Origin of the sequence: Undibacterium sp. TJN19, assembly GCF_049339485.1 — a bacterium.
Lineage (GTDB): Bacteria > Pseudomonadota > Gammaproteobacteria > Burkholderiales > Burkholderiaceae_D > Undibacterium.
Window position 1 is genome coordinate 29,986 of sequence record NZ_JBMPPL010000010.1, and the last position, 17,887, is coordinate 47,872.

The 17,887-nt window shown below is 48.6% G+C and carries 17 protein-coding genes and 4 tRNA genes; 7 read left to right on the forward strand and 14 right to left on the reverse strand.

Annotated features, from left to right (window positions below; translation table 11 throughout):
• Nucleotides 1-2: 2 nt before the first annotated feature.
• The 7 genes from ACO0LH_RS22165 to ACO0LH_RS22195 form a co-directional block, all read right to left on the reverse strand.
• Nucleotides 3-563, reverse strand: coding sequence for an HNH endonuclease (locus tag ACO0LH_RS22165; protein ID WP_422943315.1), 561 nt, complete (start codon nucleotides 561-563; stop codon nucleotides 3-5).
• A 67-nt stretch (nucleotides 564-630) separates the two neighbouring features.
• Nucleotides 631-706: transfer RNA gene (locus ACO0LH_RS22170), tRNA-Arg, on the reverse strand.
• Nucleotides 707-833: 127 nt separating this feature from the next.
• A tRNA-Arg gene (locus ACO0LH_RS22175) sits at nucleotides 834-909 on the reverse strand.
• Nucleotides 910-956: 47 nt separating this feature from the next.
• Nucleotides 957-1,033 (reverse strand) — tRNA-Cys (locus ACO0LH_RS22180).
• 5 nt (nucleotides 1,034-1,038) lie between these two features.
• Nucleotides 1,039-1,114: transfer RNA gene (locus ACO0LH_RS22185), tRNA-Trp, on the reverse strand.
• A 96-nt stretch (nucleotides 1,115-1,210) separates the two neighbouring features.
• Nucleotides 1,211-1,546, reverse strand: coding sequence for a hypothetical protein (locus ACO0LH_RS22190; protein WP_422943316.1), 336 nt, complete (start codon nucleotides 1,544-1,546; stop codon nucleotides 1,211-1,213).
• A gap of 137 nt (nucleotides 1,547-1,683) precedes the next feature.
• Nucleotides 1,684-2,646, reverse strand: a complete 963-nt coding sequence (locus ACO0LH_RS22195; protein ID WP_422943317.1) for a helix-turn-helix transcriptional regulator — start codon at nucleotides 2,644-2,646, stop codon at nucleotides 1,684-1,686.
• A gap of 192 nt (nucleotides 2,647-2,838) precedes the next feature.
• Between ACO0LH_RS22195 and ACO0LH_RS22200 the strand changes: the two genes are divergently transcribed.
• Both ACO0LH_RS22200 and ACO0LH_RS22205 read left to right on the forward strand, forming a co-directional pair.
• Nucleotides 2,839-3,327 (forward strand): DUF1579 domain-containing protein, encoded by a 489-nt coding sequence (locus tag ACO0LH_RS22200; RefSeq protein ID WP_422943318.1) that lies wholly within the window; start codon nucleotides 2,839-2,841, stop codon nucleotides 3,325-3,327.
• A 29-nt stretch (nucleotides 3,328-3,356) separates the two neighbouring features.
• Complete coding sequence (locus ACO0LH_RS22205) at nucleotides 3,357-3,968, forward strand: glutathione S-transferase family protein (protein ID WP_422943319.1); 612 nt, start codon at nucleotides 3,357-3,359, stop codon at nucleotides 3,966-3,968.
• On the opposite strand, the gene ACO0LH_RS22210 is transcribed toward ACO0LH_RS22205, so the two are convergent.
• Nucleotides 3,965-4,861 (reverse strand): bifunctional helix-turn-helix transcriptional regulator/GNAT family N-acetyltransferase, encoded by an 897-nt coding sequence (locus ACO0LH_RS22210; protein WP_422943320.1) that lies wholly within the window; start codon nucleotides 4,859-4,861, stop codon nucleotides 3,965-3,967. The two genes, ACO0LH_RS22205 and ACO0LH_RS22210, sit on opposite strands and share 4 nt — an antisense overlap.
• 359 nt (nucleotides 4,862-5,220) lie before the next feature.
• Here ACO0LH_RS22210 and ACO0LH_RS22215 point away from each other — a divergent pair, with 359 nt between their 5' ends.
• From ACO0LH_RS22215 to ACO0LH_RS22230, 4 genes are all read left to right on the forward strand, one after another.
• Nucleotides 5,221-5,523 carry a FeoA family protein gene (locus ACO0LH_RS22215; RefSeq protein ID WP_422943321.1) on the forward strand — a complete coding sequence of 101 codons (303 nt, stop codon included), beginning with the start codon at nucleotides 5,221-5,223 and terminating at the stop codon, nucleotides 5,521-5,523.
• Entirely contained in the window at nucleotides 5,520-7,409 is a 1,890-nt protein-coding gene (gene feoB / locus ACO0LH_RS22220; protein ID WP_422943322.1) for a ferrous iron transporter B, read from the forward strand. The genes ACO0LH_RS22215 and feoB overlap by 4 nt, the downstream gene beginning before the upstream one ends.
• A gap of 3 nt (nucleotides 7,410-7,412) precedes the next feature.
• Nucleotides 7,413-7,688 (forward strand): hypothetical protein, encoded by a 276-nt coding sequence (locus ACO0LH_RS22225; protein ID WP_422943323.1) that lies wholly within the window; start codon nucleotides 7,413-7,415, stop codon nucleotides 7,686-7,688.
• A 116-nt stretch (nucleotides 7,689-7,804) separates the two neighbouring features.
• Nucleotides 7,805-8,356 carry a hypothetical protein gene (locus ACO0LH_RS22230; RefSeq protein WP_422943324.1) on the forward strand — a complete coding sequence of 184 codons (552 nt, stop codon included), beginning with the start codon at nucleotides 7,805-7,807 and terminating at the stop codon, nucleotides 8,354-8,356.
• A 76-nt stretch (nucleotides 8,357-8,432) separates the two neighbouring features.
• Here the strand turns inward: ACO0LH_RS22230 and ACO0LH_RS22235 are convergent, their stop codons facing one another.
• Nucleotides 8,433-10,034: an ABC-F family ATPase gene (locus ACO0LH_RS22235; protein WP_422943325.1), complete on the reverse strand. Its 1,602-nt coding sequence runs from the start codon at nucleotides 10,032-10,034 to the stop codon at nucleotides 8,433-8,435.
• Between the two features lie 233 nt (nucleotides 10,035-10,267).
• Nucleotides 10,268-12,346 (reverse strand): 3-hydroxyacyl-CoA dehydrogenase NAD-binding domain-containing protein, encoded by a 2,079-nt coding sequence (locus ACO0LH_RS22240; RefSeq protein WP_422943326.1) that lies wholly within the window; start codon nucleotides 12,344-12,346, stop codon nucleotides 10,268-10,270.
• A gap of 300 nt (nucleotides 12,347-12,646) precedes the next feature.
• Between ACO0LH_RS22240 and ACO0LH_RS22245 the strand changes: the two genes are divergently transcribed.
• Nucleotides 12,647-14,083, forward strand: coding sequence for a diguanylate cyclase (locus tag ACO0LH_RS22245; protein WP_422943327.1), 1,437 nt, complete (start codon nucleotides 12,647-12,649; stop codon nucleotides 14,081-14,083).
• Between the two features lie 70 nt (nucleotides 14,084-14,153).
• Here the strand turns inward: ACO0LH_RS22245 and ACO0LH_RS22250 are convergent, their stop codons facing one another.
• Genes ACO0LH_RS22250 through ACO0LH_RS22265 form a run of 4 tightly spaced genes read right to left on the reverse strand, consistent with a single transcriptional unit; the run spans nucleotide 14,154 to nucleotide 17,859 of the window.
• Nucleotides 14,154-14,864 carry an ABC transporter ATP-binding protein gene (locus ACO0LH_RS22250; protein ID WP_422943328.1) on the reverse strand — a complete coding sequence of 237 codons (711 nt, stop codon included), beginning with the start codon at nucleotides 14,862-14,864 and terminating at the stop codon, nucleotides 14,154-14,156.
• Complete coding sequence (locus tag ACO0LH_RS22255) at nucleotides 14,861-15,625, reverse strand: ABC transporter ATP-binding protein (RefSeq protein ID WP_422943329.1); 765 nt, start codon at nucleotides 15,623-15,625, stop codon at nucleotides 14,861-14,863. The genes ACO0LH_RS22250 and ACO0LH_RS22255 overlap by 4 nt, the downstream gene beginning before the upstream one ends.
• Complete coding sequence (locus tag ACO0LH_RS22260) at nucleotides 15,622-16,908, reverse strand: branched-chain amino acid ABC transporter permease (protein ID WP_422943330.1); 1,287 nt, start codon at nucleotides 16,906-16,908, stop codon at nucleotides 15,622-15,624. The genes ACO0LH_RS22255 and ACO0LH_RS22260 overlap by 4 nt, the downstream gene beginning before the upstream one ends.
• Before the next feature lie 3 nt (nucleotides 16,909-16,911).
• Nucleotides 16,912-17,859 (reverse strand): branched-chain amino acid ABC transporter permease, encoded by a 948-nt coding sequence (locus ACO0LH_RS22265; protein WP_422943331.1) that lies wholly within the window; start codon nucleotides 17,857-17,859, stop codon nucleotides 16,912-16,914.
• Nucleotides 17,860-17,887 lie beyond the last annotated feature (28 nt).

The window sequence follows — 17,887 nt, forward strand, 5'->3', positions numbered from 1 at the left end:
GTCTACAAGAGGCGGCTATGCCTTGGCAACTTGGCAGACAAATAGTCTAACTGGTCGGCAATCACGTTTCTGCCGCTAAGGATAAAGTGCTCGAATCGACATGGTGCATACGGCACATAAATCAATGGCTTGAAATCATGCACCAGCTTGCTGCCTTTCGCCTGATTACAGCGACGACAGGCAGTAACGCAATTTTCCCAGACATCCCTGCCTCCCCGTGAGCGTGCCAGAATGTGATCACGTGACAAATCATGAGATGCATATTGTTCACCGCAATATGCGCAAAAATATTTGTCGCGTGCATACAGCAGACGGTTACCATCTCCCAGCGGGATGTGGTGTCTCAAGCTTTTTGACATGCGGTCGCTGTTTTTGATCGAGATAACAGGTTTCACTGAAATCTTTGATTGCTGCCCAAACATATTCGTTCCGCCACGCAACAAGATCAATTGTTCACCGATTTCCCAGGCCACTTTATCGGCTGCATAGTAACTTGCCGCGTCGTTTGGACTCATCCAGCCATACGGCGTACCTGCAATATCCAAGACCAAAATTTGCTGCATACTTCACCTGTCTGTTTGGGTAATTTTGAACGTTAAGTAAATTTGAAAAACATAAAAATCTGTCTGATGGCGCATCAGGCAGGACTTGAACCTGCAACACCCGGTGTAGAAGACCGGTACTCTATCCTTTGAGCTACTGACGCAAAATAACAGACGCAAGCCTTTTCGAGGCTCAGGTGCCGCGGGTTGAGATTGGCGCAGCGCTCACCGATCAAGGTGAAAGCAAGCGGGAATCGTGAGGTATTCCCATTTATTTGTACGCCGCATGAATGGGCCCGCCTGCAAGGATCGAACTTGCGACCTCGACGTTCGTAGCGTCGCGCTCTTCCATCTGAGCTAAGGCGAGAAATGAGTAAAACCGTATCGCGGTAAATCAAGGCGACATTTCGAACATGGAATCCAGTGCCGGATTCGAACCGGCGAACAACAGTTTTGCAGACTGCGCCTTTTGACCACTCAGGCAACCGGATAAAAATGGCATCCCGAGAAAGCATCGAACCTTCAACCTCTGGTTTTGGAGACCAGCGCTCTACCAATTGAGCTATCGAGATATAGTGCTAAACACTTGTTTTTAAATGATAAAAAGCCCGGCACTTTTCAGTCAACCGGGCTATCAAGCTTGTGTATCAGCGAGCAGACTAAGCTGCCTACGTGATTCTTGGGCTACCCCCCGGAATAGTTTGTTTTTGATACCAGCGACTGGCGCAGTCAAAGGCCTGATCAAAATCTCGACCCGTGCCAGGCAAGACTTCTGCTTCAGCAACACAAACTGCTGTTGTCCTGCGATGCAAGGCATTTGGCCCGGCTTTTGTTGCTAGTGAATCCTCAGCCGGTTTTACCAGCAATGCCGGTATCTGCGCAGAGCGGCGCACATAGTGTTTCGGCAGTTGTTGGCAGATATATTTCACGATCATTCTCGGCTGTTTAAAAAGTGTTTTGTGTTTCAGTGATTGAATCTTGCCACAATTAAATTCAATTAACAAGCCGCTAAATGAATAAATTACGCATTAAATGAAGAATTATTTAAACAGGTGACGTTTTTATGCCTAAATTATTGATTTTCCTGATAAGTGTAAGACTCTTATTTCATTTTGAAACAGTGCTCGCATCCTTGTAAGCATCAAATGCAGCGTAGCAACTGGCTGCTTAAATTCTGGATTTCACGCTTCAATTTTGCTGGTTTGCGAATCTCAAAATCAAAAGGGAAAGAAGCAAGTTGCCGCGCAAACCAGTTTAAGTCATCAGACTGGTTATATAGCACCACGCTACTGTCATCTGCCTGCACCAGTACGCCAATGGCATCAAATAGATGTCGGCGTGCTGTTTGCATATCTGTCTTCAACACCACTTCTACAGTGTAAGCGCGCGGTATGGTCGCCACAGCCTTGCGCAAATAACTTAAAGCATTGAATGTGGTTGGCCGCTGAAAACTGACCGCAACAGGCGTAACGGAATTGATGCGATCAAGCCTGAAACTGCGTATATCGTGCCTTAGATGGCACATACCTGTGGCGTACCAGCAAGCAGAATGAAAAGCTAGTCCATAGGGGTCAAAATCGCGCTCACTGTGAACTCCGCTGGCATCCTGATAGGACAAATGAACGCGCTGCAGTCTTGTCGCCGCAGAACTCAGGTCCAGCAAGGTCGTATTATCAATGACAGTGCTTGCTTGCCGCAGATCCAGCTTGATGCTGTCACCAACGGCACGCAGTTTCTGTTGTAAACCCACTGGCATAATGCGTTCCAGTTTGGCCTGGGCACTGGCAATGGCCAGCGCAGCATTTTCCAGGCCAAGGCCCAGGCTGCGTGCCGCAATCAACCCTATCGCCAAAGCCAGAGCCTCATCATCACTGAACATCATGGGTGGTAATTTAAATCCAGGCATCAGGGCGTAACCGCCGTGGCGGCCACGTTCTGTTGTAATGGGGATTCCCATTTCTTCGAGCATGACGATATAACGACGCAAGCTGCGCCTGTCGACATCAAGACGAGAAGCCAGCTCAGCACCGGTCAGTTGACCATGCGTTTGCAGCAGCTCAAGCACTGCCAGTACGCGCGTGGTTGGATGATACGTTTGAGGCATAGCGTAATAATGTCAGATTAACAGGACATATTCTGCCCTATATGCGCAAATGGCGGCGATATATTCAAACAGGCAGAAAGTTTTCGCATTGCTCATGAATATTGATGAATTAATAGGTTCAATTCTGTCCTATATATATTTTATGCTGTTGTTCAGTGCCTGGCTTGGGCACATTAAACTGAAGGGATAATCATGACTACGATCAATCATCAAACTGGCGCCGGAGATTTTGACTTTTTCATGGGCAATTGGGATGTGACTCACCAACGCCTGAAAGAACGGCTTGCGAATTGCCAGGAATGGATAACATTCAAGGGCACCACTGCCGTTGAAAAAATACTCAATGGCTTTGGAAATATTGATGACAATCTGCTCCATTTTCCCGATGGCGCCTATCGTGCAGCGACACTGCGTTCATTTGATGCCAGTGCAGGTCTGTGGTCGATCTGGTGGCTGGACGGGCGTTACCCCGGCAATCTGGACACACCGATGCGCGGCAGTTTCAATGATGGCGTGGGCAGCTTTTACGCAGAAGATGTATTTGCAGGCAAAGCGATACGCGTACGCTTTCTGTGGACCATGCCAGCAACTGACCGCCCACGTTGGGAACAGGCATTTTCAACAGACGGGGGTGCAAGCTGGGAAACTAACTGGATAATGGATTTTAAACGCGGTGCTTGAATTCATACTGATATTACTGAAGGAATGATATGCGACTTTTTGGAAGCACTGACTCTGGCCACACATTCAAGGTCAGATCTTTTTTTCTATTGTCTGAACTGGCACATGACTATGAATGGATAGATCTTGCCTTGGCAAGGAATGCCAGACTGGAAAACTTCAGATCCGTCAGCAAATTTGGTGAAGTGCCGGTACTTCAGGATGAGGGACAAGTGCTTTGCCAGTCAAACGCCATTCTTATTTATCTCGCGCAAAAGAGCAGACAGTTTTGTGGTGCGAATGAAATGGAATGGCAGGCTATCCTTGAATGGCTATGCTGGGAGAGTAATCGCATAGGTTTTAGTGTACCGAATCTGCGCTATGCCTTGCGTTGGGCACCACAGCCTCCTGAAGTGTTATCTTTTTTGCGTGATCGAGCCATCAATGACTTGAAAGTGTTGGACAATACACTTGCCAATGCAGAGTTCTTACTACCATCTGGCCCATCCATTGCCGATATCAGTTGTTCCGGCTATTTGTTCTGGTTATCACAGACAGGCATAGACGCCGCTGAATTTCTTCATATACAGCGATGGTTATCTTCCATGTCGGCATTGCCAGGCTGGGTTCACCCCGACATTGCGCTGGTGGCCTGCACTTAAAAATGTACATCGATAGTTGTGCGCTTGCGCTGAAAGCGCTGCTCAATCACCTCTTCGCCCCATTGCCTGCCCGGCCTCTCTTCAGCAAGTGTGAAACCTGCTTCTTCATACAAACGCCGGGCAGCATCCAGACCTTTGAAGGTCCAAAGCTGTATCTCCTTGAAATGCTGCTGCTCGCAAAAGGAAATGGCTGCTGTCAGCAAGCGTCTGCCAACACCACTTCCGCGCTGTGCATCGTCTACGATGAACCAGCGCAGATGGGCGATATGGGTGCCAAGATCCTCCCCATCAATCGCGATGGTGCCGACAATATGGCCCGCGCTCATGGCGGCCCAAAGCTGGTTGGCCGGTGTATCAAGACGCCCGACAAATTCAGACAGGCCCGAAGCAAGCTTGTTTTCGAAAAAACGGCCAAATCCGACGGTACGCGCATAGTAGCGAGCGTGCATTTCTACGGCTCGACCGATGATGCCGGCGCGGTAACCCGCCTCAATCGTCATGTCAGTATTTGCGACCTTAAAATCTCCCCTGCGACTGGCAGCAAGTGCATCTGCATAAATAGCCAGACCATCGAGAACTTTGTGACGTTGTGATCCAGCTATATTTTCAAGTGCGCTGCTCACCTGCATTTGTGCGAACAGATTGATTTCAGCCAGGCTTTGCCAGCCTTTAGATGTCAGTGTCAGCTGTTTCTCACGCCCATCCCGCTCACTTGGGCTTTCCTGTATTTCACCATTATTGACCAGCTTGCGTACCATTCTGCTGATGCTGGATTTTTCCAGGTTTAATGCCTCACATAGTTGCGCCGCAGTGAGCACTCCGTTTTGACCTATTTCAATCAAGGTATGTACGGCCGACGCGGTAAAGCTGGTGCCAGCAAGTGTCGGTTTCATAAAACCAAGTTCTCGCACAAGCCGACGAGATGCATCCCGGATAGCTTGAATTTGTGATTCTGCATGCATTTTGTTCATCGCCTTCAATATAGTTGCACTATACAACTATATTCATGCACGGCAATTTTTGCAAGAACCTGTATTGCAAACTTCAATAAATTCCAAAAATGTGGAAACCTGCAAGCATTGCTTCCGTGCCTGTTAAATTATCATTTTCATAAAACAAATCAACTTTTGCACTGAGAAATATCAAGCCAGCGCAGGCAAACGCACTATAGCGATTGAAACATAAACCGTATTGATATATATTCTCATTATCATTTAGACTTACTTATTTCTTGCACACAGGAATTTTCGCGATGAGCAGTTTGCCACTACAGCAAGCAACTTCTACTACTTTGAATCTGATGAAAGTTGGCGATTCAGGTGTAGTTCATGACGTGCAAGATCAGGGTGATGTAAAAAACGAGAGCTTGTTCAATATCACTCGCCGTTTGAAAGAACTTGGTTTTGTTAAAGGTGAGTCGGTAAAAATTTTGCATAAGGGCTATTTTGGTGGCGAGCCCCTGGCAGTTAGAATAGGCCAGTCAACCTTTGCATTAAGAAATTTTGAAGCTGCTTTAATTGGCGTTACTCATTCTCAAAAAGTAGGGAAATGGTGAAAGAATTGTTTTCTCCGCGTATCGCTCTTGTCGGCAACCCCAACTGCGGAAAAACTGCACTGTTCAACAGATTGACCGGTGCGAGGCAAAAAGTTGCCAATTATGCTGGCGTAACCATAGAGCGAAAAGAAGGAAAATTTCGCTCTGATACAGGCCGATATTGGCATGTACTGGATTTGCCCGGCACCTACAGCTTGCACGCCATCACACCAGATGAAAAAATCACCCAGGAAGTAGTCACCGGGCTGCGCCATGACGAAGCCATGCCTGATGCTGTCGTGTGCGTGGTGGATGCGACCAATTTGCGGCGTGGTTTGAAGGTTGTGTTTGAGCTCATTGCCCTTGGCCAGCCATTGGTGCTTGCCGTCAACATGATGGATATCGCCAAGAAACGCAATATCCATATTGATATCGCCGCCTTGAGCCATGCCTTGAACATACCTGTTGTCGAGACTATTGCGGTTGATCCAAAAGGCGTTGATGCCTTGTTGACTGAACTGGAGTCACTGGCACAAGAGCTGATACCTGAAGCAAACAACAAGACACATACCCTGTCAGCACAAAGTCCTGAGCAGGTACAGGACCAGGTCAATGCCATCCTGCTGAACTGCGTGACCCAGGTCAATGACGCAGCCAGTGACAGTGCTGCCAATCTCAGTTTCCGGCTTGACAACTGGGTGTTAAACCCTGTCATCGGCCCCATCATTTTTGCAGTTTTGATGTTCCTGGTATTCCAGGCGGTATTTGCCTGGGCGCAGTTACCGATGGACCTGATCAAAGCAGGTGTTGATGGTGCTGGGAGCATGTTGGAAGCCGCTTTGCAACCCGGTGTATTACAAGGATTGCTGGTAAAGGGTGTGATTGGTGGCGCAGGTAGTGTACTGGTATTTTTGCCGCAGATTGTCATCCTGTTCTTCTTTATCCTGATCATGGAAGACTCTGGCTATCTGCCACGGGCTGCGTTTCTTCTGGACAGGATCATGGGTAAGGTAGGTCTTTCAGGTCGCGCCTTTATTCCATTGTTATCCAGTTTTGCCTGCGCCATACCGGGCATCATGGCAACCAGGACCATACAGAACCCGCGCGATCGCCTGGTGACGATCATGATTGCGCCTTTGATGACCTGCTCTGCCCGCCTGCCGGTGTATGCCCTGATCATTGCAGCTTTTATTCCCGACCAGACTGTGCTTGGCATACTCAATTTGCAAGGCCTGGTGCTATTCATACTTTATCTGGCGGGGATAGCCTCTGCCATGCTCGTCGCATTTGTCCTCAAGAAAAAATGGGGAACCAATACCAGCCAACAACCGTTGATGCTGGAATTGCCTGATTACCGCCTGCCAAACATCCGCAATCTTTTGTTGGGCTTGTGGGAGCGAATCAAGATTTTCACAACACGTGTTGGCACTATTATCCTGGCGTTGATGATACTGCTATGGTTCTTAAGCAGTTTTCCTGGCGCACCGGAAGGTGCGATCCAACCTGCAATTTATTACAGCATTGCTGGCCATCTGGGTCGCCTGCTGGAATATCTGTTCGCGCCTATCGGTTTCAACTGGCAAATTTGCATCGCGCTAGTGCCTGGTCTTGCCGCCCGTGAAGTTGCTGTTGCTGCCTTGGGTACGGTGTATGCCCTATCTCAATCCGGCGAAGAATTAAGCCGTTCGCTGGAACCTTTGATAGCACATTCATGGAGTTTGCCGACCGCCCTTTCCTTGCTGGCCTGGTATGTTTTTGCACCACAATGCATTGCTACTCTCAGCGTAGTCAAGCGTGAGACCAATACCATACGCTACCCCTTGTTGATGGCAGCTTACCTGTTTGGTCTTGCCTACGTAGCGTCTTTTTTGACTTTTAATATTTCCAGTTTTCTGATCGGGAGATAGAAGATGCAAAACCTGATAGCTGCCCTGCTTCTGTTGATGGCCAGCATTTATCTGATGCTGAAATGGATGCCCAAAACGGCCAAAAACAAATTCAGGACACAATATCTGCAACGCATCCCATTTTTCCGGGCTACGGCGACACAGCTATTCAATCAGGCAGATACCCTGGCTTCTGATGGCTGTGGCGCAGGCTGCGGCGGCTGTTCGTCGAATAATAGTTGCTCAACTACGGATTCACAGCCGCTGAAATTTACCAAAAACCCTAACATCACGAAATAATAGCTTGATATGCCAGTCCCTTGTCATTGGCAGTGTTGATGAATTGAGGTATCCTCAAACAAACATATCAGAAACATTTTCTGACATTTTGAGACATACTAAGGCAAGTGCTGGACATGACTGCAATCATCTACGATAAAACTGATAAAGGGCGGGAAGAAATCACCACCCGCAAACATCAATTAGCCCCACGTTTACGCACCTTACTCGTCATGATAGATGGCAAGCAGACTGCTACCGAAATCATGAAAAAAGTCGCCGGTCTGGGCTTGACCGAACAAAACGTTCAGGAATTGCTGGAGCAGGATTTTATTGCCGAAATAAAATCCGATGAAACGACAAGTGCCGATGTTCACGAAATTGAAACCGCAATGGCTGTAAAGCCAGATACCGCTGCAGATATTGAGCCATTGCCCGAAATGACAGACGCCGAACGATTCCAGGCACTTTATAACTTCTTCAATGAAACCATCAAGAGTGCCATAGGTTTGCGTGGCTATGGATTGCAATTAAAAGTTGAGCGCGCTGGAAATATTGAAGATTTCAGAGCCCTCAGACAAGCTTACATAGAAGCGATTTTAAAAGCCAAAGGCCAGGAAATGGCGCGCAGCTTGCGTGACCGCCTGGACCAGCTTTTAAACGATAGCAGACATACTGACGAAGTATAAACAAGTCTCAGAAAATCAAAAAGCCAGGTTCTTGTCAGAACCTGGCTTTTTCTTTATCGCACCATACTGTCAGCTATTATTCAATACCCTGGCTGCTCAGATATTCTTCATACGTCCCCTGGAAGTCTACGATTTTATTTTCCTTGATTTCCAGTACACGTGTCGCCAGAGAGGAGACAAATTCGCGATCATGCGACACGAAAATCAAAGTGCCCGCATATTTTTCGAGTGCGATGTTCAGAGACTCGATCGATTCCATATCCATGTGATTGGTTGGCTCATCCATCAACAGGACGTTATGACGGCCCAGCATCAGCTTGCCATACATCATGCGGCCTTTTTCTCCACCTGACAGTACCTTGACTGACTTTTTGACGTCGTCACCGCCAAACAGCAAGCGACCGAGAATGGAACGAACTGCCTGGTCATCATCACCTTCCTGCGTCCACTGACCTATCCAGTCAGTCAGGTTTTTATCTGAGGCGAATTCTTCAGTAGGATCTTGCGGCATATAACCGACATTGGCATTTTCCGCCCATTTGACCGTACCATAATCTGCATGCAAACCTGTAATGTCATCACCGCCTATGCAACGCAGCAAGGTGGTCTTACCAATACCATTGGCACCGATAATCGCAATTCTTTCCCCCGCTTCGACCATCAGGTCCACATTCTTGAACAAGGGCTTATCATAAGACTTGCTCAAGGACTGCACTTCTACAGCCAGGCGATGCAATTTCTTCTCGCCATCAAAACGCACGAAAGGATTTTGACGGCTAGATGGTTTGAAATCTTCGATCTTGATTTTATCAATCTGCTTGGCACGTGAAGTTGCCTGACGTGCCTTGGATTTATTGGCAGAAAAACGGCGGACGAAGTCTTGCAGTTCCGCGACTTTCTCCTTGGCCTTGGCATTGTTTGCCATTTGCTGCGCACGCGCCTGTGACGATGCCAGCATGTAGTCATCATAATTACCTGGGTACACTTTCAGGGTACCGTAATCCATATCAGCCATGTGCGTACATACCTGATTCAGGAAATGGCGATCATGGGAAATGATAATCATGGTGGAGTTGCGCTCGTTCAGGATATCTTCAAGCCAGCGAATGGTATTGATGTCCAGGTTATTCGTAGGCTCATCAAGCAACAAGATGTCAGGATTGGAAAACAATGCCTGTGCCAGCAATACGCGCAGTTTCCAGCCTGGGGCCACAGCACTCATGACACCCTGATGCTGGTCAATGGGAATACCCACACCCAGCAACAATTCGCCGGCGCGCGCTTCTGCCGTATAACCATCATATTCCGCGAACTTGGCTTCCAGGTCGGCGGCTTTCATATAGTCGTCGTCTGTTGCTTCAGGATTGGCATAAATGGCGTCTCTTTCCGCCATGGCGGCCCACATTTCTGTGTGTCCCATCATGACAACCTCAAGTACACGCATTTCTTCAAAAGCAAACTGATCCTGGCGCAATTTACCGAGGCGCTCGTTCTGATCCAGCATGACCGTGCCGGAAGACTGTTCCAGGTCTCCGCCAAGAATTTTCATGAAGGTGGACTTGCCACAACCGTTGGCACCGATAAGGCCATAACGATTACCTTCGCCAAATTTGACTGAGATATTTTCAAACAGTGGCTTGGGGCCAAACTGCATGGTGATATTTGCGGTAGAAAGCACAGAAAACCTTTTGCAATGAATATGAGGATTAACCTCGTATTATAGCATTGTGATTTTACGTACTTGCGGCAAGCCCATGATTTATAGAGAAATTATTCGCTCAACTTCAAAATCGACAGGTGAAGAGTCTCTTGAAGGCTTTGCAGCGAGCAAATGGTAAAATGACAAAAACCAGGTCAAACCCACATAAACACATTGTGAATAAGACCTGATTCTCAAGAAACTACTGACTCTTAGTTAAAAGTTTTACCTTCACTTGCCAGTTTTGCCAGCAATGGCGCTGGTTTCCATGCATCGCCGTGGCGACCCTTGGCATATTTTTCCATTGCCATGACAACGTTTGGCAAGCCAACCGTATCTGCATAGAACATAGGGCCACCGGTATGCAATGGGAAGCCATAGCCCGTCAGGTACACCATGTCGATGTCTGATGCGCGGGTAGCAATGCCCTCTTCCAATATGTAGGCAGCTTCATTGACCAAAGAGAAAATCAGACGCTCGACAATTTCCTGATCAGAAATTTTACGGCGTGTTATGCCCAGATCAGCGGAATGCTTGATGATCATGTCATTGACGATCTGCGAAGGATAGGCTTTGCGATCACCTGGTTTGTAGTCATACCAGCCTGCACCTGTTTTTTGTCCAAAACGACCCAACTCACACAACAAATCTGCTGTTTTGGAATACGTGATCTGTGGTTTTTCCACATAACGGCGCTTGCGGATATACCAGCCGATATCATTGCCAGCCAGATCGCCCATACGGAATGGCCCCATGGCAAAGCCCATTTTTTCTACTGCTTTATCAACCTGTTCAGGTGTGCAGCCCTCTTCCAGCAAGAAACCTGCCTGGCGGCTGTATTGCTCTATCATGCGATTGCCGATGAAACCATCACAAACACCCGATACCACACCGGTTTTCTTGATTTTTTTGGACAGACCCAACACCGTCGCCAGCACATCTTTGGCAGTTTTCTTGCCACGGACAATTTCCAGCAATTTCATGACATTGGCCGGGCTGAAGAAGTGTGTGCCAATCACATCCTCAGGACGTTTGGTGAAGTCGGCAATTTTGTCGACATCCAGTGTTGAGGTGTTGGATGCCAGAATCGCGCCTGGCTTCATGACTTCGTCAAGCTTCTTGAAAACCTGTTCTTTGACGCCCATGTCTTCAAAAACTGCTTCAATGACGATGTCAGCCTGGGCGATTTCGTCATAAGACAGCGTACCTGTAATGAGGCCAACACGCTGTTCGAATTTCTCCTGGGTCAGCTTGCCCTTTTTCAACGTATTTTCGTAATTTTTGCGAATAGTGGCCAACCCCTTATCCAAGGCCTCTTGCTTCATTTCCAGAATTTGCACAGGGATACCTGCGTTGGCAAAGTTCATGGCAATACCGCCGCCCATCGTGCCGGCACCAATCACCGCAACGGATTTAATAGGACGTACCGGTGTATCTTCTGGTACATCCGGCAATTTGCTGGCCGCACGCTCGCCAAAGAAAGCGTGACGCAAAGCTTTCGATTCCGTGGTTTGCACCAGATCAACGAATAATTCACGTTCAAATTTGATGCCATCATCGAATTTCTTGGTAACGGCAGCAGCAACCGCTTCTACGCATTTCAGTGGTGCGGGGAAAGGGCCTGCCATGGCACGTACCGTGTTGCGCGCAAATTGCAGGTAAGCTTCGTAGTTCGGATAATCAATCTTGATATCACGCACGCGTGGCAAAGGCTGCACGTCAGCAACTTTGGCAGCAAATGCAAGCGCTGCCTGCAAGACATCGCCATCGACCACTTCATTGAAGATAGCAGATTTGGCGAGTTTTTCGGACGCAACCGGTGTACCTGAAACGATCATGTTCAATGCCATTTCCAGACCCAGCACGCGCGGCAGCCGTTGCGTACCGCCGGCTCCTGGCAAGATGCCCAGTTTTACTTCTGGCAAGGCAATTTGCGCACCCTTGGCAGCGATTCTGTAATTACAGCCGAGCGCGAGTTCCAGGCCGCCGCCCATGCACACGGTATGAATTGCTGCAATGACTGGCTTGGTAGAACCTTCTACCACATTGATGACAGTGTGCAGGCTGGGCTCAGCACTTGCCTTGGGGGAGTTAAATTCCTTGATGTCTGCACCACCGGAGAATGCCTTGCCTGCACCCGTGATGACGATCGCCTTGATGGCGTCATCATTCAAGGCCTGCTTCATGCCATTTACCACGGCAGTGCGAGTAGCATGACCCAGGCCATTTACTGGCGGATTGTTCAGCGTAATTATGGCGATATTGCCATTCACTTGATATTCAGCGCTCATGTCTCTTCCTATAGGTGAAATACTGTTTGGATTTGCCACTCAGGTGCTTTTAAAAATTCTGGTGTAAGCTCATTTTTTGAATACTATACCGCAAAATAGTACGAGCGTATTATTTTTATTTGCGTTTTCCAATTCTGTTTAGCCTGGTTATCAACGACATACTCACTATATGATGAAATAACCGAAAATTTAACCCTTAGTCGCTGGCGTAAAATGAATGGCCTTGTTGCGTCTCTCTGGTCAGGTTAATTTTGAAACAGCTCTCAAGCAGTGCTACAGCAAGCAGGAGTTATAAAACCAATGATGGAGACCAACCCCGCCTGGACGGACAAGCTGAAGATCGCCATTCTTACCTGCGCCATTGTGCTCGCCGCATGCCTGCTTGGCATACTCAGCCGCTCCATGGGGCATTTGGCCGGGCTGTGGCCTGCCAACGCACTCTTGCTCGGCATGCTGGTACGTTTCCCGCAACTGAGTAAGCTTTATGGTTGGCTGGGGGCGATACTTGGCTATCTGGCGTCCGGTTTACTGACCGGTATCAGTTGGCAGGATAGTCTTTTAATCAGTGCCGGTAATCTGGTATGTGTCATTACAGGCTATATGCTGTTTTCATGGCTGGGTGAAGAACATCGACGCCTGAAGCATCCACTGTCAGTGCTATATCTTGCGCTGGTGGCTTTTTTTTCTGCGGCTGTGGCTGGCGTGGTGGGCGCGATTGCCGACCCTTTGCTGACGAATGATATCCCGCTCAAGGGCTGGATATTCTGGTCGGTGACTGAACTGGTTAATCTGGTCGCCATTCTGCCTGTCATGCTGAGTCTGCCAGACATCACCAAATTCAGAATAAACCGGCGTCGGCCAATTGATGTCTACCGACTGAAAATCGGCAAGGTCTTGCCGGTGGTAACACTCTTGTTTTCGTTCGTCCTCGGCATTCTTGTCGGTGGCCCTGGCGCACTGACCTTTCCTATTCCCGCATTGCTGTGGTGTGCGCTTAGCTATGATATTTTCACTGCCAGCTTGCTGACCTTGCTATACAGCGCATGGGTATTAATTTCCATGTCACTTGGCTATATTCCCATTTCCATCGTGAACATGAACTCCCGGCCCATGCTGCTGTCGATACGTCTGGGTGTAAGTCTGCTGGCGTTGGCGCCACTCACGGTAGCCAGTGTCATGGCAGCACGCGAAGATCTTTTGCGGCATCTTGAATACATTGCAGAGCATGACCAGCTCACGACTTTATTGAACCGCCGCGCCTTTTATGACCGCGCCCTGCGCCTGCTCACCAGGCTTGCCGGACAAAAAAGGCCAGTTGCCGTATTAATGCTGGATATCGATAAATTCAAGAACGTCAACGATACCCATGGCCATGCAGGTGGCGACCGTGTGCTGCTAGCATTCGCCCATATTGCCAGTGCAGCTTTGCGCGACGTTGATATACTGGGTCGCATAGGGGGTGAGGAATTTGCTGCGATTCTACCTGGCTGTGGCCGTGACGAAGCTGAAAGAATAGCGCAGCGCATACGCAACAGCCTGGCCAATAAAATCATTGACTTGGCGGAGGGTCAGGAAATTTCCGTGACGGTCAGTATAGGCTTCACCTTTGTTCATCAGGCCGTGCCTGATATTGAAGCTCTGCTGGTGGTGGCGGACAAAGCCTTATATCGCGCCAAGGAAAACGGCAGAAATCGTGTTGAAAGTGATAATTTCGATGATGTAGGGGCGAGCACATAATCAGACCCGGAAAATCCGGGTCTGATACCTTAAAACGAGCTTGCCTTGCTTGTAAATAAGCTTGCTGCCACTACACTTCCAGCCATTCCTTACGGATATTTTCGTTGGCCCGTAAATCAGCAGGTGTCCCTTCAAACACGATACTGCCGTGGCCCATCACATACACGCGCTGTGAAATTTCCAACGCGATCGCTAATTTTTGCTCTACCAGCAAAACGGATATGCCGCGATTTTTCAGTTCTTTCAAATATTCAGCCACCAGTTCGACGATCTTGGGGGCAAGGCCTTCTGTAGGCTCATCAATCATGATCAGATCCGGGTCGCCCATCAGGGTGCGGCATAATGTGAGCATCTGCTGCTCCCCGCCCGACATCACGCCTGCCTGGGTATTCCTGCGTTCGCGCAGACGGGGAAACATCTGATACATATCTTCGATATTCCAGCGTGGTTTGGTGTCTTTTGAGCGCCCCGATTTTTCTCCCAGCATGAGGTTTTGCTCTACCGTCAGGCTGGGGAAAATATCCCGGTTTTCAGGTACATAACCCAAGCCCTTGTGAGCGATCTGAAAAGCTTTCAAGCCAATGATCTCTTCGCCCTTGAACAGGATGGAGCCGGTCGCATCAACTTGCCCCATGGTTGCCTTGACCGTCGTGGAGCGCCCAACACCATTGCGTCCCAGCAAGCTGACGATTTCACCAGGATTGACAACCATATCAACCCCATGCAAAACATGGCTTTTGCCGTAAAAAGCATTCAAATTTTTGATCGTTAATAAGCTCATTCAGCCTCCGCGGGAGCATGTCCACCCAAATAGGCGTCTTTGACTTTCTGGTTATTTCGGATGTTTGCCGGTGTATCGCAGGCAATCACCTCGCCATAAACAACCACGGCAATTTTATCGGCCAGGCCAAAAACCACACTCATATCATGTTCCACCATGAGCAAGGTTTTACCTACGGTGACTTTGCGTATGAGTTCAACAGCAGCATCTGATTCAGAACGGCTCATGCCGGCGGTAGGCTCATCGAGCAAGATGACTTCAGCACCGCCAGCTATGGTGATGCCGATTTCCAGCGCCCTTTGCTCGGCATAAGTCAGCAGGCCCGCTGTGACATTACGACGGCGCTTAAGGCCGATTTGTTCAAGCACGGCTTCAGCTCTTTCATGGGCATCTTTCAAGCCATTCAACCTATGCCAGAAAGAATACTTATAGCCCAGTGACCAAAGTACGGCACAACGCAGGTTTTCATAGACTGACAAACGGTGGAAGATATTGGTAATCTGAAAGCTGCGTGACAGTCCGCGCCGGTTGATTTCATATGGCTTCAGGCTGCTGATACTTTCACCGTTCAGCAAAATATCACCAGAAGTAATCGGGAAACGACCTGAAATCAGATTGAACAGTGTCGATTTGCCCGCCCCATTGGGCCCAATGATGGCAAACCGCTCTCCTTTAGGCACCTGCAAAGTGGCCCCGCGGATAATTTCTGCACTGCCAAATGATTTTCGTACTTCTTTTAATTCCAGCGAAAAGCCACTCATACTTGCGCCCTCCGCATTTGTTCTTCAATTTCAGTATTGACTTCACCCCATTGCTCGCTGAATCCACCTTTCAGTTTGGCGCAGGCAAAAATACCAAGCGCAATCACCATAATAGTGATGAACCATGAACCATTGCTTGCAGTATCGATTGAAACGCCAAACAATCGTATGACTGCACTCTGGGTTGCTTCCAGTGTGCGCTGGTACAGCATCTCGACGGCCAGAATAACACCGGCGGCGGTGATGGCTGCAGCCAGCACCAGTTTCCACATCGCTGGCCAGACGCGCTTGAACAAACCAAATTTTGCCACACGCAAGTTCATCATGATGATGCTGGCCATACCGCCAGGCGCATACATCACAATGAGGATGAAAAACACACCAAGATATAATTGCCAGGCTTTGGTTAGATCAGACAACATGACCGTCAGGAACACCCCAATAATGGCACCTATCATGGGACCAAAGAAAAAGCCAATGCCACCGATGAACGTAAATAGCAGCACTGCACCAGAACGAAGTGCGCTGACATTTTCTGCTGTCACGATTTCAAAATTAATCGCTGACAAACCACCGGCAATCCCGGCAAAGAAAGCAGACAAAATCAATGTCAGATAACGCACCCATTGCGTGTCATAGCCAATGAATTCAACCCGCTCCGGGTTATCACGCACTGCATTGATCAACCGGCCCAAAGGCGTTTGTGTAAAGGCATACATGCCTATGGTGCTGATGAATAACCAGAAGGCGATCAGGTAATACACCTGTATTTGCGGCCCATAGGTAATACCTAAAAATGCCTGGCCTATCACACGGTTGGTCGATATGCCGCCCTCCCCACCAAAAAAACTTGGAAACATCAGTGAACAGGCAAACACCAGTTCAACCATACCCAACGTAATCATGGAAAAAGTGGTTCCTGACTTCTTGGTTGTTACGTAGCCAAAAAGTATGCCGAAAAACATGCCTGCAATGCCGCCGACCAGTGGAATCAAGGTGATCGGAAAAACCAGGCTGCCGCCAGCCACCAGATTCATGGTGTGTATGGCGAAAAAAGCACCCAGGCCTGAATACACGGCGTGTCCAAAGGACAGCATGCCACCCTGCCCCAGCAGCATGTTGAACGAGAGGCCAAATATCATTATCGTCCCTACCTGAGACAGTAAGGACAGCGAACCACCTGAGCTGAAAACGAATGGTGCGACCATAAGTAGCAAAAAGAAGCTACTCCAGATCAGCCAGCGACCTATATTGATCGGTTTGAAGATTAAAGGTTTGCTCATCTTTTATCCTTCGCGAGTGCCGAGTAAACCTCTTGGCCTGAAAATCAGGATGAGTACCAATAACAGATACGGCAGTATTGGTGCGACCTGGGCGATGGTCAGGCTCCACAACGCATATCCCGGTGCAGTTGCGCCAATCGACAAGCCAAATTTGCCAAACAGGCTGACGAATGAATAATCGAGCGCTACAGCAAAAGTCTGTAGCACACCGATCAACAAGGATGCAACAAAGGCACCTGCCAGCGACCCCATGCCACCAACGACTACCACGACAAAAATGATGCTGCCAAGAGTCGCTGCCATGCCAGGTTCGGTTACGAAAGCATTGCCGCCAACCACACCAGCCAGACCAGCAAGCGCACACCCCCCGCCAAATACCAGCATGAATACCCGGGGAACATTGTGTCCCAGTGCTTCGACTGTATCAGGATGCGTCAATGCAGCCTGTATCACCAGGCCTATCCGTGTACGTGTCAATAACAGATAGATTGAAGCAAGCATGATCAGAGCAACCAGCATCATGAAGCCGCGATAAATGGGGAACGTGGTTGTATATAAAGTAAATAAGGGGCCATCAAGGGAAGCCGGAATTGGATACGGAACAGTCGATCTGCCCCAGATCAATTGCACCAGTTCGACGATCACATACGACAAACCAAATGTGAACAACAGCTCAGGTATGTGCCCATATTTGTGGACCGAACGCAAGCCATAACGCTCAACCAGAGCACCGAATAAACCGACCAATACCGGTGCGATAAACAAGGCAGGCCAAAACCCGAACTTGACGCTGATTGCATAGGCAAAATAAGCGCCCAACATATAAAAACTGGCGTGGGCAAAGTTGAGTACGCCCATCATGCTGAAAATAAGTGTCAATCCGGATGACAGCATAAACAACAGCAATCCGTAACTGACGCCATTCAACAAAGTGATCAGTGTGAATTCCACAGCAAAGACCCTTTTCAGAAAATTCTTG